The sequence below is a fragment of the Sphingomonas sp. Leaf230 genome, assembly GCF_001421745.1.
In the GTDB taxonomy this organism is placed as follows: domain Bacteria; phylum Pseudomonadota; class Alphaproteobacteria; order Sphingomonadales; family Sphingomonadaceae; genus Sphingomonas.
The window spans coordinates 1-15133 of record NZ_LMKW01000013.1; the positions used below are offsets into that span (position 1 = coordinate 1).

Genomic DNA, 15133 nt, shown 5'->3' on the forward strand with positions numbered 1-15133 from the left:
GACAAAAATACCGACACTCGCATAACCTCCCTCTCGGAAAGCTTGGAGCATCTGGTTTTTTGCGACCGCACCAACCAGACCGTGTGGCCGTTCGCTGCGGTGACACCCTTCTAGGCGGGGTTCCGATTCGCGTCAAACACAATCTTTCACATTTGTGGCAATTTTCTCGGATTGGCGCGTTTAGGACGCCCCACACCCCTTCCAAGCCGCTGATCACAACACGTTTGACGATCGCGTCCAGCGCCTTTGCCGCTGCACGTCACGTCCGACGCCTTGGCTCGATCGTCTCTACGTCATCGCCTTAAGCGATTGTGAAGGCCATTACCGCTACATGCCCGATACGATGGACACCGTGAGCCCCGCACCTGTCGCCGCCACTCCCGTTCCCGGCGAACCGAGTTCGCTCGCCGGGCAGGTGCGCAGTGCGTTGATCTGGCGGTCGGGAAGCCAGATCGTTGCGCAGCTCGTGCAATGGAGCGCCACGTTCCTCGTCATTCGTATCCTGGCGCCATCGGATTACGGGCTGTTCGCGATGTGCCAGGTCATCCTGACCTTCATGGGGATGCTCAACGGCTATGGCCTCGCCAGCGGATTGATCCAGCAGAAGACAATCACCGAGCGCGAAGTTCGCCAGCTGTTCGGCATGCTGATCCTGCTCAATGTCACGCTGGCGATCATACAGGTATCGTTGGCGCCGCTTGCGTCGGCCTATTACCGGCAGCCGATCGTCGGCGAGATGCTCCGGGTACAGGCGTTGCTATACCTTACGACGCCCTTCATCGCGCTGCCGTACGCGCTGCTTTCCAGGTCGATGGACTTTCGCCATCAGGCGAAGGCCAACATCACAGCGTCGATCGCCTCCGCCAGCGTTGCCTTGGGTGGCGCGCTGTACGGCCTTGGCGTCTGGACGCTCGTGATCGCGCCGATCGTGCTGTTCAGCGTGCGCGGGGCGATGATGACGTGGAGTGCGCGGTCGCTCGTCTGGCCGAGTTTCGACTTTCGCGGTGCGGGAACGATCGCGCGCTATGGCGGGGTAATGGCGGCTGGGCAGCTGTTCTGGTTCCTGCAGAGCGAGACCGACGTGTTCATCGCCGGGCGCAGCTTCTCCGCGCATACCTTGGGAATCTACACGACCAGCCTGTTCCTGACGCAGATCTTCGTCTCGAAGTTCGTACCGCCGCTGAACGAGGTTGCCTTCTCGGCCTATGCGCGGATGCAGGCCGATCCCGATGCGATCGGGCGCGCGTTCGTGAAGGGCGTCAGGATGGTGATGATCGTCGCGATGCCGTTCTACATGGGGTTGGCCGCGACCGCCGAGCCGCTGGTACTGACCGTGCTGGGTGACAAATGGCGCGAGACGGCGCCGATCGTCCACCTGCTCGCGCTGGCGATGCCTTTCATGACGTTGCAGGTGTTGTTCACGCCGGCGTCCGATGCGCGCGGCCGTCCGGGAATCGGCGTCCAGAACGGCGCGGTCGGTGCGCTGATCCTGACCACGGCGTTCCTGGTCGGCGTCCAGTGGGGGCCGACCGGCATGGGCGTAGCGTGGATCACGGCCTATCCACTCTATCTGGCGATCAGCGCCTGGCGGACACTGCCGGTGATCGGCGTGCGGGCGCGGGACGTGGCGCGCGCAGTCGCATCGCCGGCACTGGCGGCGATCGCGATGGCGCTGATCGTCGGCTTGGTAGATCGCGCGCTGCCACCGCTCGACGCTCACTGGCGACTGGTGGTGCTCGTGGCGATCGGCGCGGCGGTCTATGCGGCGTGGATGCTGATATTTGCGCGGGCGACCGTGCGCGAACTGATCGCGGTCGCGCGGAAGCAGCCGGTCGCCGCTTAGTTACGCGGACTGGATATATTCGCGCATCGCCGCGGCATCAGCCTCGATCCGGTCGATGCGGTATTTGACCAAATCGCCGATCGAGACGAAGCCGACCAGCGTTTCGCCGTCGATCACCGGTAGGTGGCGGATGCGACGCTGGGTCATCAGCGACAATGCGCCGATCGCCGATTCATTGGGTCCGATCGACTTTACCGCGGTGGTCATCACGTCGCCGATCCGCCGCTCGAGCGCCGCTGCGCCATCCGATTGCAGACAGTGGATGACGTCGCGTTCGGAAAAGATCCCGACGACCTTGCCGCCATCCAGCACCGGCGCCGCACCGATCCGCTTCTCAGCGAGCAGGGTCACCGCCTGGGCCACGGTAGAATCGGGGGTCAGCGACTGTATGTCGCCCTTGTCCTTCAGGATCGCCGCGATCGTCATCTTCGCCTCTCCTCAACTGCGTCTGTTGCGCTTGGCTTGAGGAAACCATGTTTGCGCGGCAATGTGAAGCGATGACCGATCGACTGCCTGAACCGCCGGCCGGGTTGGACGACCCGCATTACGCTGCGTTCGCATGGGCACGGTTTCGCAAGATCATGGCGTGAATGGTGCTGGCAGCCGCAATATGCGTCGCGGCGATCATCGTGGCGATGGCGCATCTGCAAGGGCCGCTGCATCTGGTGACGATGCTCGCGGTGATGGGCGGGGTCGGCGGATCGGTGATGATGGCCGGATTGTTGATGGGGCTCGCATTCCTCAGTTCGGGAAGCGGGCATGATGAAGATGTGACGCGGCTCGATTGAGCGGGCGGCGCTGATATAGTCGGGAGATATAAGGGGGCATGAAAAAGGCCGGTGTCGCGTGAAGCGGCACCGGCCTTTTCAGGTCTTGGCGTGATCCCGGAGAAGTCCGGGATGGCGGCTTCAGCCTGCGACCTCGTCCGGTACCGCACGAACGCGGCGACGGCGGGGCTTTTCTTCGGGCGCAACATCTGCGGCGGGGGCGTCCGTCGCCGGTGCTGGCGCTGGTGCCGGCGTTATTGCCGAGATGCCGAGCGATGGCGGCAGGCGATCCGCGTCGAATGCGGTCGGTGCTGCGTCGTCCTGCACGACAGGTGCGTCGAGGCTGCGATCGCGGCGCGGGCGACCGCGACGGCGGGGCTGCTCCTCGGTCGCTGCGACGGGCGCGACGGTCTCGACCGGCTGAGCCGCCTGCTCGGGGGCTTCGGTTACCGAGCGGACCGCATCGGCTTCGGAGTCCTGGTTGGCGTTGGCGACCGGTGCGCTCACGCGGGGCGTGCGGCGGATCGTCTCGCGCTGCGGCGCATCGCGGTAATCGCTGCGGGGCTCGCGGACCTGCTCGTCGCGCGACTGGGCCTCACGGGCCTGATCCTGCTCTTCGCCGTTGCGGTCGTCGCGGGGCTGAGCATCACGCGGCTGGGCGTTGCGCTGGTTGCGCGGGTTGTCGCCACGGACGCGATCTTCGCGCTGGCCTTCGTTACGGGGGCCGTCGTTACGCTGCCCCTCATTACGCTGACCCTCGTAGCGGTTGTTCTCGTACCGCGGGCGCTCTTCGCGCTGCGGACGATCGTCACGCTGAGGGCGGTCCTCGCGGTTCTGGTTATCGCGAGCCTGGCCCTCACGATTCTGACGGGGCGCGTTCTGGTACTGGCCATTCTGCTGGCCGCCATTCTGCTCACCACGAGCCTGCTCGGGCGTACCCTGCTGCTCGCCGGAGCGGATCGGTTCGCCCTCGTCGCCGTAATCGTCGTCGCCGTCGAGATCGAACGGCTGCTGGCGGCGTGGCTGCTGCTGCGCTTGTGGCTGGCTCTCTTCGAAGCGGGCGCGGGTTTCGCTCAGGACGCGGAAATAATGGTCCGCGAACTGGAGGTAATATTCGATGTTGACGCGGTCGCCCTGCTGCTGCGCGTCGCGCGCGAGGTTCTTGTACTTCTCGTACAGCTGGCTCGCGTTGCCGCGCGCGCGGCTGTCGATGCGGTTGCCGGTATCGCGACCACCCTGGCCGCCGCCGCCACCCTGGCGTTGACCGCCACCACTACCGCCGCCGCCATTATTATTGTTGCCACGACCGCGACGGCGGCCGGCTTGCCGGTTGTTGATCAAGCTTGTGTCCTCAGTCGTCGAACCAAAATCTGGTCGTGCTCCGAAATGCGGTGCAAACCCCCGTCGCGCACCGACGATCTAGGAGAGATCGGTGCGTCGAACTTGCCAGGGCCGCCGGACTGCAGCGACCTCAAAGCGAAGGATGCGGGTCATCGCTCTAAACCGACCAATCGTCGAGAGTGCGTGCCCCTGCCCGCGTGATAGCGTCCGCAAGGGACCTACTACAAGCGAAATGTGAGGTTTAGCGCCATATTGTTCAAGTCGCGGGGGCGTGGGTCGCGACCAGCGCGCGCGCGTTGCCGCCATAGTCGTGGTGAAGCGCGACGTGCAGACCTTGCGCCTTGAGCAACGCGGTGACGGGGGCGGCCTGCGTTGAGCCGATCTCGATCACCGCCGCGCCACCGGGGGCGATCAGCGCGGGGAGCTGTTCGGCGAGGATGCGGTAGTCGTCGAGCCCGTCTGCGCCGGCAAAGAGCGCTGCGTGGGGTTCGTGTTCGTGGACTTCGGACGGGAGTTGCTCGTCGGTGGCAATGTAGGGCGGGTTGGCGAGGATCAGGTCGAACTGGCCGACGATGGCGCTGGCCCAGCTGCCGCGGATGAGGTGCGCGCGGTCGGCCATGCCCAGGGTTGCGGCGTTGGCGCGGGCGTAGGCGAGCGCCTGAGGGGAATAGTCTACGCCGAGGCCTTGCGCGGGCCATTCGTCGAGCGCGGCGAGGAGCAATGTGCCGGGGCCGGTGCCGAGGTCGAGTATTGTTGCGGGGGCGCGGCCGGCGAAATGCGCCTGGGCGGCGATCAGGAGCGTTTCGCTGTCGGCGCGGGGGACGAGCGCGCCGGGGCCGACGGCGAGGTCGATCGACCAGAAGCCGCGGGTGCCGGTGATGTAGGCGATCGGCTCGTGGTCGAGGCGGCGTTCGACGAGCGCGGCGAAGGTCGCGGGGACGGCGTAGCGATCCGGGTCGAGGAGGATCGCGTTGCGCTCGACGCCGAGCGCGTGCGCCATCAGCAGTTCCGCGTCGAGGCGGGGGGTGGCGGAGAACGCGAACTGCGCGGCGGCGGTGGCGATCGCTGCACTTACCCCCACTCCCGCTTGCGGGAGGGGGGGAAGTAGGAGGGCTCAGCCATCCAGCTGCGCCAGGCGGTCCGCTTCATCCTGCGCGACTAGTGCGCCGATCAGTTCGTCCATCTCGCCCGCGACGATCTCCGGCAGCCGGTGCAGCGTCAGGTTGATACGGTGATCGGTGACGCGGCCTTGCGGGAAATTATACGTACGAATCCGCTCCGAGCGATCGCCCGAGCCGACCATCGACTTCCGCGCGCCAGCCCGCTCGGCATGCAGCCGGTCGCGCTCCGCCTCGTACAACCGGGTCCGCAGCACGCGCAAAGCCTTGGCCTTGTTCTTGTGCTGCGACTTTTCGTCCTGCTGGATGACCGTCAGCCCGGTCGGGATATGCACGATCCGCACGGCGGAGTCCGTCGTATTGACCGACTGTCCGCCCGGCCCCGACGAGCGATAGACGTCGATGCGGAGGTCCTTGTCGTCGATCTTGACGTCGACCTCCTCCGCCTCGGGCAGCACCGCGACGGTCGCCGCCGAGGTGTGGATCCGGCCGCCCGCCTCGGTGGTGGGCACGCGCTGGACGCGGTGGACGCCGCTCTCGAACTTGAGTTTGGCGAACACGCCCTGCCCGGTGACGCTGGCAACGACTTCCTTGAAGCCGCCCGCGTCGGACGACGAACCGGAGATCATCTCGACCCGCCAGCCCTGCGATTCGGCATAGCGCTGGTACATCCGAAACAGGTCGCCCGCGAACAGCGCCGCTTCGTCGCCGCCGGTGCCAGCGCGGATCTCGAGCATCGCCGCGCGCTCGTCGGCGGCATCGCGCGGCAACAGCGCGAGCGCGAGCTTGCGGTCGGCGGTTTCGAGCAGCGTGCGGTTCTCGTGCAGTTCCTCCGACGCCATCGCCCGGAGTTCGTCGTCGGCATCGTCCGCCATGAACGCGAGGCTCTCCGCCTCCTGCCGCAACCGGCGCACCTCGGTGGCGGCCTGTGCGACGGGTTCGAGCTCGGCATATTCCTTCGACACCGCGACGAAGCGGTCCGACGGGAGATCGCCGGTCGACATCAGGGCTTGCAGCTCGTCACGCCGCGCCTCGATCGCGCGGATGCGGTCGGGGGAGATCTGGGTCACTTCTGTTCCCTCGCGAACGCGGGGGTCCAGGATAACAGGGCGAAGCGCTCATGGCCCTGGATCCCCGCGTTCGCGGGGAAACGGCTGAGGGTCATCGCAGCGCCTCCGCGAGATCGGCGAACGCGACCTCGGCCTGCGTGCCCGCGCCGAGCGTTTTCACGGCGGCCACCCCCTTGGCGAGTTCGTCTTCGCCGATAATGATTGCGAACCTGGCACCCAGCGCGTCCGCCTTCGCCATCCGGGCTTTCATCTTGCCCTTGTACGCCATTTCGACCGCCACGCCCGCGCGCCGCAGATCGGCAACGATACCAGTCGCGCGCGTTTCGGCCTCGGCGCCCATCGGCACCATAACCGCGTCGATCGTGGCCGCGGCCGGTTGTTCCTCCAGCAACATAGCCAATCGCTCGACACCAGCGGCCCAGCCAACGCCCGCCGTCTCGGGGCCGCCGAGCGAGCCAATCAACCCGTCATACCGGCCACCAGCCAGCACAGTCCCCTGCGAGCCCAACCGGTCGGTCACGAACTCGAACGCGGTGTGGCGGTAGTAGTCGAGCCCGCGGACCAGCCGCGCATTGCGCTCCCACGCGACACCCGCGGCATCGAGCCCGGCGGTGACCGCTTCGAAGAACGCGCGCGCCTCGTCGGTCAGATACGCGTCGATGTCTGGCGCGCTGTCGGCGATCGGGCGGTCGCGCGGGTCCTTCGAGTCGAGTATCCGCATCGGGTTTTTTTCAAGCCGGGTCAGGCTGTCCTCGGACAGTTCGCCGCGGTGCGCCTCGAAATGCGCGACCAGCGCCTCGCGCCACGCATCGCGCGTCGCCGCGTCGCCCAGCGTGTTGAGCTGCAACGTCACGCCCTCGGAAATCCCGAGCTCGCGCAGCAACTGGTCCGCCAGCACGAGCAGCTCGACGTCCGCCGCCGGCTCGGCCGCACCGATCACCTCGGCGTCGATCTGGTGGAACTGCCGGAACCGCCCCTTTTGCGGGCGCTCGTAGCGGAACACCGGGCCGCTGGTGGTGAGCTTCAGCGGCGCGAACTGCTGCCAGCCTTCGGTCAGGTACGCCCGCGCAATACCGGCAGTGAACTCGGGACGGAGCGTGAGCGAATCCCCGCCGCGATCCTCGAACGTGTACATCTCCTTCGACACGACATCGGTCGTCTCGCCGAGCGAGCGCGCGAACACCGCCGTCGACTCGAACACCGGGATATCGACGCGCTGGAAGCAATACAGCGCCCGCACCCGCTCGAACGTGGCGAGGACGTGAGCGAACCGGCGCTGCTCCTCACCGAAAATGTCCTGGGTGCCACGGATGCGGCGCGGGGTTTCTGTCTTGGCCATGATGCGCGCGTATCTAGGCGACGTGCCCACGAAGCGCTAGCGCTGTGGCATGACTGAAAAAGCCAGATATTGGGGTCTCGGCCAACGAGTCGCCCCGCCGCGGTTCATCCTGTTCGTACTGGTTTTCGCGATCGGGCTGGTCGCGATGATCCCGCAGTTCGGGTGGGGCCGCGGCACCATGGCCGCATTCGACGTTGCCGCGGTCGTGTTCCTGATCGCGGTCTCGACCTTGTTCCGCAACGCCACCGCCGCCCGGATGCGCCGCGCGGCGGAAGAGAACGACGCCAACCGCGCGGTACTGCTCGGGTTCAGCGGCACGATCATGCTGGTCATCCTGGTCGCGGTGGCGAAGGAATTGCAGGGCAAGAACGACGCGGTCGGGATCGCGCTGACGATCTCGACGCTGGCGCTCGCATGGCTGTTCTCGAACATGATCTACACACTGCATTATGCGCATATCTATTACGTCGACGATCCGGACGGGAAGGACGCCAAAGGGCTCGACTTCCCGAGTTGCGACGAGCCCGATTACTGGGACTTCGCCTATTTCGCGTTCACGCTGGGGATGACGTTCCAGACGTCCGACGTGCAGATCACCTCGCGCCGGGTGCGGAAAGCCGCGCTCGGCCAATGCATGGCGGCGTTCGTGTTCAACATCGGCGTGCTGGCGTTCACGATCAACGTGCTCGGGAGTGCTGGCTGAGGATACCGGGTAAAGGACTGGACGGCTGCCCTTTATCGCGATTACACCTCGGGTCATCGTCTCTCAGCCGGAAGGCCCTTCCTTGATCCGCAAGCTTATCGTCGCATCCCTGCTCGCGTCCGCTATTCCTGCGGTAGCGCAGATTCCAGCAGGCAACACCGCACCACAGCCGGTGCCGTTCGTCGACACGATCCCCGACGCGGTCGACACGCCCTATCCCGGTACGCTCCTCCTCGACGTCGATGCGACCGATACCGAGCGCGGCATCTTCCGCGTCAAGCAGACCATCCCGGTCGCGAAGTCCGGGCCGATGGCGCTGCTGTATCCGAAGTGGCTGCCCGGCGCGCACTCCCCGCGCGGCGAGATCGAGAAGCTCGCCGGCCTCGTGATCCGCGCCAATGGCAAGATCCTCCCCTGGACGCGCGATCCGGTCGACGTCTTCGCGTTCCACATCGACGTGCCGACCGGCGCGAAGACCGTCGTCGCCGAATTCCAGTTCATTTCCGCGACCAAGGGCGACCAGGGCCGCATCGTGATGACGCCGACGATGGTCAGCCTCCAGCCGAACCTCGTCAGCCTCTACCCGGCGGGCTATTTCACGCGCCAGATCCCGATCAAGATGACCGTCACCTACCCGGCCGGCTGGACTGCGGCGGGTGCGGTGCCGGCCAAGGTGTCGGGCTCGACCTACAGCTACGACACGACCAACTACGAGATCCTCGTCGATTCGCCGACGCTGGCAGGCAAGTACGGCAAGGTCTGGCCGCTCTCCCCCCGCGTCGATCTCAACGTCTTCGCCGACAGCCCCGACCAGCTCGCCGCCAAGCCCGAGCAGATCGATGCGCACAAGCGCCTCGTCGACCAGGCGGTGAAGACGTTCGGCGCGCAGCATTACGATCGCTATGAATTCCTGCTCTCGATTACCGACCAGCTCGGCGGAATCGGCCTGGAGCATCATCGCAGCTCCGAGAACGGCGTCCGCCCCGGCTATTTCACCGAATGGGAAACCGGTGCCGCCGCGCGGAACCTGTTGCCGCACGAGTTCACGCATAGCTGGGACGGCAAGTTCCGTCGCGGTGCCGACCTGTGGACGCCCGACTTCCGCACGCCGATGCGCGATTCGCTGCTGTGGGTCTACGAAGGCCAGACGCAGTTCTGGGGCTATGTGCTCCAGGCGCGGTCGGGGCTGGTCAGCAAGCAGGACACGCTCGACGGCTACGCCTCGATCCTCGGCAATTACGATACCGCGCCGGGCCGCCAGTGGCGCCCGCTGATCGACACCACGAACGATCCCGTGATCTCCGCGCGGAAACCGAAGGGCTGGACCAGCTGGCAGCGCTCGGAGGATTACTACAATGAGGGCTTGATGGTCTGGATGGAGGTCGACGCGATGCTCCGCCAGAAGTCGAACGGCACCAAGTCGATCGACGATTTCGCGCGAGCCTTCTTCGGCGTCCGTGATGGCGACTACGGTGAGCTCACCTACACCTTCGCCGACGTCGCGAAGACGCTCAACGGCATCGTCCCCTATGACTGGGCGACGTTCCTCAACACCCGCCTGACCGAGACTGGCAAGCCAGCCCCGATCAACGGCTTCGCGATGAACGGCTACAAGCTGGTCTACGGCCCCGAGCAGAGCCCGTATCTGAAGCAGGCCGAGAAGAGCCGCGGCACCGACGTCAGCTACTCGCTCGGCATGGTGATCAACAAGGAGGGCGTGGTCACCTCGTCGATCTGGGACAGCCCGGCGTTCAAGGCGGGGCTCGATGTGGGCACGGAAATCGAGGCGGTGAACAGCGAGGCCTATTCGTCGGACCGGATCAAGGCGGCGATCCTGGCCGCGAAGGGGACGAAGGTGCCGATCCGTCTTACTGTGAAAAACAACGACCGATTCCGCGACATCTTGCTCGATTACCATGACGGCCCGCGCTATCCGCGGCTACAGAAGGTGGGTACAGGTGACGGCGGACTGGACAAGCTGCTGACGCCGCGCTGACCAGAGACTAAACTAACGTGGTGCCGGCCGCTCCCCAGACGAGGAGCGCCGGCATCGTCATATCGAAAGGACCGCCATGCGTATCGACCTCATTCCGACCGGCAAGAACCCGCCCGAGGATCTGAACGTCATCATCGAAGTGCCGACCGGCGGCGAGCCCGTGAAGTACGAGTTCGACAAGGCATCGGGCGCGCTGTTCGTCGATCGCATCCTGCACACGCCGATGCGCTACCCCGCGAACTACGGCTTCGTGCCGCACACGCTCAGCCCAGACGGCGATCCGTTGGACGCGCTGGTGATCGCACGCTCGCCGTTCATCCCGGGCTGCGTCGTCCGCGCGCGGCCGATCGCGGTGCTGAATTTGGAAGACGAAGCCGGCGGTGACGAGAAGCTCGTCTGCGTGCCGGTCGACGCGGTGTTCCCGTACTACGCCAACATCGGCGAGCGCGGCGACATGCCCGAGATCGTGTTCGAGCAGATCGAGCATTTCTTCACCCACTACAAGGACCTCGAGAAGACGAAGTGGGTCCGGGTCGGCAAGTGGGGCGACGCCGAAGAAGCCAAGCGCGTCACGATCGAGGCGATCGAGCGCTACAACGCCGAGAAGGCCAAGGGCGAAGAGCCGATGAACGCGGACGACACCGCAGGACGCTGATAGCATGACCACGGCGTCTCGTCCGTTCGACGGCATCCGCGTCCGCGCGGCGCAGATCGGACTGTACGAGACGCCGATCCTGCATGGACGGCTGGCCGATGCCGCCGCCCTGACCGCGGCATTGCGCACCGCGATCCTTGATCGCTACGCCGCCTCGCCGAGCTTGGCTCGATCGAATGTCGGGGGCTGGCATTCCGCTACCGACATGCTCGACTGGGGCGGCCCGGCGGCGGTCGCGCTCGCCGATACCGCGGTGAAGATGGCGAAGCGCGCCTCGCATTTCGATGGGTGCGATGCGGCGACGGTCGAGTGGACCGTCAAGATGTGGGCGAACGTGTCGCCGCCCGGCGCGCTCAACATGAGCCACGCGCATCCCGGGGTGCTATGGGCCGCAGTCTATTACGTCGACATGGGCGTAGCACCGGCGTCCGGTGAGGCAGGCGGCGAACTGTTCTTCGAGGACCCGCGCTTTCCGGTGCCGTTCATGCGGCTGCCTGGGTTTCGGCTCGTCGGGATCGACGGCCAGCCCCAACCGGTCGAGCGTCGCCTGCCAACCGAGGCGGGCGACCTGGTCCTGTTCCCCGCCTGGCTCCGCCACGGCGTCCGCCCGCACTTGGGAACAGGCGACCGCATCTCGATCGCGATGAACATCGACGTGAGAGGCTAGGCCCCCCGTTGGCGACACCCTGACCTTCTCCCCTCCCTGGAAGGGAGGGGTCGGGGGTGGGTCGGCTTCCGCATTTCCGACCTTGGTGGGTGAGTGGCTAAACTGGCCAACCCACCCCCCAACCCCTCCCTTCCAGGGAGGGGAGCGGGACGGCGCCCCGACTTACCGCCCGGCCAGCCTGACCAGCGCGGCCCCCGACATCCGCTGGATTGTCCAATCCTCCATCCCGACCGCACCGACCTTCCGGTAGAACGCGATCGCATCGGCATTCCAGTCGAGCACCGACCATTCGAACCGCGCGCAGCCGCGATCGAGCGCCATGCCCGCCAGATGCGCCAGCAACGCGCCGCCGACCCCCTGCCCGCGCGCGTCCGGCGTCACGTACAGATCCTCGAGGTACAGCCCGCGCTTGCCGGTCCAGGTCGAGAAATTGTGGAAGAACAGCGCGAACCCGAGAGGCCCCTCGGCGTTCTCTGCGATCAAGGCCTCCGCCGCCGGCTTCTCCCCGAACAGCGCCTCTTGGAGCATCGGCTCGGTCGCCTCGACCGCATCCGGCTCGCGCTCGAACGCGGCGAGTTCGCGGACGAAGCGCAGGATCGTGCCGACATCGGCAACGGTAGCGGAACGGATGACGGTCATACAGTGGCCTCGATCGATGTCTGCGCGATGTCACGCCGCCGCGCCGCGTACAGGCACGCGACGACGATGATCGCCGCGCCTGCCAGCGTGAACGCCGATACCCGCTCGCCGAACACCAGGAAACCCAAGCCGGCGGCATTGACGAACGAGGTATATTCGGTGGTCGCCAGGAACCCGGTATCGCCGTGCGCATAGGCCCAGCCGAGCAGCCACAACGACGCGGTCGCGAGCCCGGCGGCGAGTATGAGCTTGGGCCATTGCGCCGCTTCGGGCACCACCGCCAGCCACGGCGCGGCGAGCGCCAGCGTCGCAGTGATGACGAGCGCCTGGAAGAACGCGATCTCCCCCGGCCGCGCCGCCTGGCTCTGCAGCCGTGCGATTACGAGGTTGACCGCATAGAGTACCGCCGAGCCGAGGATCGCGAGCGTCCCATGAAACGTCTCGGGTCCAGGCACCTCGCGCCCCTGCCCAATCATCACCACCAGCACGCCACTCAGCGCGGCGATCGAGGCGACGAACGTCTTCCACCCGACGCGTTCGCCCAGCGTGACCGCGGCGAGCAGCAAGGCGAGGATCGGCGCGATGTAGGTCAGCGAAATCGCCTGCGCCATCGGCACGCGCGCGAGCCCCCAGAAGAACAACACCGCCATCGCCGTCGTCACCAGCCCGCGCGCCAGATGCAGCTTCAGCGCCCGCCCGCTCGCCCGCCCGCTGTTCCCCATCTTCCACGCGACAGCACCCAGCCCGACGCTGATCATCTGCCGCCAGAGCAATGCGTTATAGACGCCGATCGCCAAGACGAGCGACTTCATCACCGCATCCATCATGGAAAACAGGCCGATCCCGAGCGCGGCAATCGCGAAGGCCAGAGCGGGAGAAACGGTGCGGGGTGTCATCGGACCAGACCGTATCACGAACGATCTATGTTTGGATCATCCGCATGCAATCCGCTTAACCGGCATCCCATCGCTACGCTATCGTCGGCGCGGGAAACGCCGTTGCGGACGTCGACGGTTTGATAAAGCGGTGTCCAAGGTGCTGTTCCCCCGCGAACGCGGGGGTCCAGGACCACGAACGCTATCGCCGGTAACCCTGGACTCCCGCTTTCGCGGGAGAACGGCAGGAGGATGCGCGCTTCACGCCTTCATCCTGACAGAAGTCAGAGTTAGGGAACGGCGCGCGTAAGCAGCTGACCGCTGAGACCTATTCCGCCGCCATCTCCGGTACCAAGGCCGCGATAGCCGCATCCGCCGCGTCGATTTCCGCGGCTTTCGCCTCGACCAGCCGGACAATGTGGTCGACCATGTCGGCGTCTTGGACGTGGTGGTCGGTGACGCCCGACAGGTACACCATGTGCTTGCCGTTGCCGCCGCCGGTGATGCCGATGTCGGTTTCACGCGCCTCACCGGGACCGTTCACCACGCAGCCAAGCACCGAAAGCGACATCGGCGTGCGGATGTGCTGCAACCGCTCCTCCAGCGCCTGCACGGTGCGGATCACGTCGAACCCCTGCCGCGCGCACGAGGGACACGACACGACGCGGACGCCGCGGTTGCGGATGCCGAGCGACTTCAGGATCTCGAAGCCGACGCGGACTTCCTCCTCGGGCTCCGCCGACAGCGAAACACGAATGGTGTCGCCGATCCCGTACCAGAGCAAACTCCCCATCCCGATCGCGGACTTGACCGTGCCGCCGACGAACCCGCCCGCCTCGGTGATGCCGAGATGCAGCGGGCAATCGACCTGCTCGGCGAGTTGTTGATACGCTGCCACCGCGAGGAACAGGTCGGACGCCTTCACGGCCACCTTGAACTCGTGAAAGTCGTGGTCCTGCAACAGCTTGATGTGATCAAGCGCCGACTCGACCAGCGCATCGGGACAAGGCTCGCCGTATTTCTCGAGCAGGTGCCGCTCAAGCGAGCCGCCGTTGACGCCGATCCGGATCGCGCAGCCATTGGACTTGGCCGCGTCGACGACCTCCTTCACGCGCGCCGCCGAGCCGATGTTACCCGGGTTGATCCGCAGGCACGCCGCGCCCGCGTCCGCCGCTTCGAGTGCGCGCTTGTAGTGAAAATGGATGTCGGCGACGATCGGCACGCGGCTGGCGCGGACGATCTGCTTGAGCGCGGTGGTCGATTCGACGTCGGGGCAGCTCACGCGGATGATGTCGACGCCCGCGTCTTCGCAGCGGCGGATCTGGTCGACCGTCGCGCGCACGTCGTCGGTCGGCGTGTTGGTCATCGTCTGCACCGTGACCGGCGCATCGCCGCCGACGGGGACGTTGCCGACCATGATCTGGCGGCTCTTGCGGCGGGTGATATCGCGCCAGGGACGAAGGGACATGGAGATTCCTCGGGAGTTCGAGACCTATATAGCGACTTGCACGCTGGAACGGAACATCGCTGGCCGGAGTAGCGATCGTCGGCCATAGCGGCGCACGGCTTTAGGAGCGAACGCGATGACCCTGTCCCTGTACGATGCGACGATTCCCTCGAACCTCCAGATTCTCCGCGCGGTCGACGCGCTGCTCGACAAGGCGGAAGCGTTCGCGGCCGAGCGCGGTATCGAACCCGCGACGCTGATCGACGCCAAGCTCGCCGACGACATGCTGCCCTTCGGCTATCAGGTGAAGGCGTGTGCCGGACATTCGGTAGGGGGGATCGAAGGCGTTCGCGCCGGCACTTTCGCGCCCGATCGATCGGCCTGGCCGACCGACTTCGCGGGTCTCCACAGCGTGATACGCGATGCGATCGCCACGCTGGAGGGGATCGACCGGGAGACGTTCGACGCGCTCGCCGACAACGACACCACCTTCGAGTTCGGGACGTTCGTCATGCCGTTCACCGGCGCGAACTTCCTGCTCTCGTTCTCGCAGCCCAACTTCTACTTCCACGCCAGCACCGCCTACGCGATCCTCCGCGCGCAGGGCGTGCCGATCGGCAAGCGCGACTTCATGGGGACGCCGCGCATGAAGGCGTGAACCGGCGCGGGGAAC

15 protein-coding genes are annotated in these 15133 nt (G+C 66.1%); 7 read left to right on the top strand and 8 right to left on the bottom strand.

Going from position 1 to position 15133, the window contains the following annotated elements:
* Positions 1–343: 343 nt before the first annotated feature.
* Positions 344–1843, top strand: a complete 1500-nt coding sequence (locus ASE82_RS17080) for a lipopolysaccharide biosynthesis protein (protein WP_082441708.1) — start codon at positions 344–346, stop codon at positions 1841–1843.
* On the opposite strand, the gene ASE82_RS17085 is transcribed toward ASE82_RS17080, so the two are convergent.
* Complete coding sequence (locus tag ASE82_RS17085; RefSeq protein ID WP_056066144.1) at positions 1844–2269, bottom strand: CBS domain-containing protein; 426 nt, start codon at positions 2267–2269, stop codon at positions 1844–1846.
* Between the two features lie 164 nt (positions 2270–2433).
* Between ASE82_RS17085 and ASE82_RS17090 the strand changes: the two genes are divergently transcribed.
* The gene (locus ASE82_RS17090; protein ID WP_235524777.1) at positions 2434–2631 is read left to right on the top strand and encodes a hypothetical protein; all 198 of its coding nucleotides are present in this window, start codon (positions 2434–2436) and stop codon (positions 2629–2631) included.
* Between the two features lie 120 nt (positions 2632–2751).
* Here ASE82_RS17090 and ASE82_RS17095 read toward each other — a convergent pair whose 3' ends face one another.
* From ASE82_RS17095 to hisS, 4 genes are all read right to left on the bottom strand, one after another.
* A complete protein-coding gene (locus ASE82_RS17095) occupies positions 2752–3951 on the bottom strand; it encodes a DUF4167 domain-containing protein (RefSeq protein ID WP_056066147.1) in 1200 nt (399 codons plus the stop codon).
* A gap of 256 nt (positions 3952–4207) precedes the next feature.
* The gene (gene prmC, locus ASE82_RS17100; protein ID WP_056066150.1) at positions 4208–5032 is read right to left on the bottom strand and encodes a peptide chain release factor N(5)-glutamine methyltransferase; all 825 of its coding nucleotides are present in this window, start codon (positions 5030–5032) and stop codon (positions 4208–4210) included.
* Positions 5033–5065: 33 nt separating this feature from the next.
* A complete protein-coding gene (gene prfA, locus ASE82_RS17105) occupies positions 5066–6139 on the bottom strand; it encodes a peptide chain release factor 1 (protein ID WP_056066153.1) in 1074 nt (357 codons plus the stop codon).
* A 91-nt stretch (positions 6140–6230) separates the two neighbouring features.
* Positions 6231–7478 carry a histidine--tRNA ligase gene (gene hisS, locus ASE82_RS17110; protein ID WP_056066156.1) on the bottom strand — a complete coding sequence of 416 codons (1248 nt, stop codon included), beginning with the start codon at positions 7476–7478 and terminating at the stop codon, positions 6231–6233.
* 49 nt (positions 7479–7527) lie between these two features.
* Here hisS and ASE82_RS17115 point away from each other — a divergent pair, with 49 nt between their 5' ends.
* The 4 genes from ASE82_RS17115 (at position 7528) to ASE82_RS17130 (ending at position 11499) form a co-directional block, all read left to right on the top strand.
* Positions 7528–8181 (top strand): DUF1345 domain-containing protein, encoded by a 654-nt coding sequence (locus ASE82_RS17115; RefSeq protein WP_056066159.1) that lies wholly within the window; start codon positions 7528–7530, stop codon positions 8179–8181.
* A gap of 82 nt (positions 8182–8263) precedes the next feature.
* Entirely contained in the window at positions 8264–10177 is a 1914-nt protein-coding gene (locus ASE82_RS17120; protein WP_056066162.1) for a M61 family metallopeptidase, read from the top strand.
* Between the two features lie 76 nt (positions 10178–10253).
* Positions 10254–10832, top strand: coding sequence for an inorganic diphosphatase (ppa, locus tag ASE82_RS17125; RefSeq protein WP_056066165.1), 579 nt, complete (start codon positions 10254–10256; stop codon positions 10830–10832).
* Between the two features lie 4 nt (positions 10833–10836).
* Positions 10837–11499, top strand: coding sequence for a TIGR02466 family protein (locus ASE82_RS17130; protein WP_056066168.1), 663 nt, complete (start codon positions 10837–10839; stop codon positions 11497–11499).
* A gap of 162 nt (positions 11500–11661) precedes the next feature.
* On the opposite strand, the gene ASE82_RS17135 is transcribed toward ASE82_RS17130, so the two are convergent.
* The 3 genes from ASE82_RS17135 to ispG all read right to left on the bottom strand — a co-directional run bounded on the left by ASE82_RS17135 (position 11662) and on the right by ispG (position 14481).
* Positions 11662–12138: a GNAT family N-acetyltransferase gene (locus ASE82_RS17135; RefSeq protein WP_056066171.1), complete on the bottom strand. Its 477-nt coding sequence runs from the start codon at positions 12136–12138 to the stop codon at positions 11662–11664.
* Complete coding sequence (locus tag ASE82_RS17140) at positions 12135–13034, bottom strand: DMT family transporter (RefSeq protein WP_056066175.1); 900 nt, start codon at positions 13032–13034, stop codon at positions 12135–12137. The genes ASE82_RS17135 and ASE82_RS17140 overlap by 4 nt, the downstream gene beginning before the upstream one ends.
* Positions 13035–13341: 307 nt before the next feature.
* Positions 13342–14481 (bottom strand): flavodoxin-dependent (E)-4-hydroxy-3-methylbut-2-enyl-diphosphate synthase, encoded by a 1140-nt coding sequence (gene ispG, locus ASE82_RS17145; protein WP_056066178.1) that lies wholly within the window; start codon positions 14479–14481, stop codon positions 13342–13344.
* Between the two features lie 115 nt (positions 14482–14596).
* Between ispG and ASE82_RS17150 the strand changes: the two genes are divergently transcribed.
* Positions 14597–15118: a DUF1993 domain-containing protein gene (locus tag ASE82_RS17150; RefSeq protein WP_056066181.1), complete on the top strand. Its 522-nt coding sequence runs from the start codon at positions 14597–14599 to the stop codon at positions 15116–15118.
* The last annotated feature ends 15 nt before the right edge of the window (positions 15119–15133 follow it).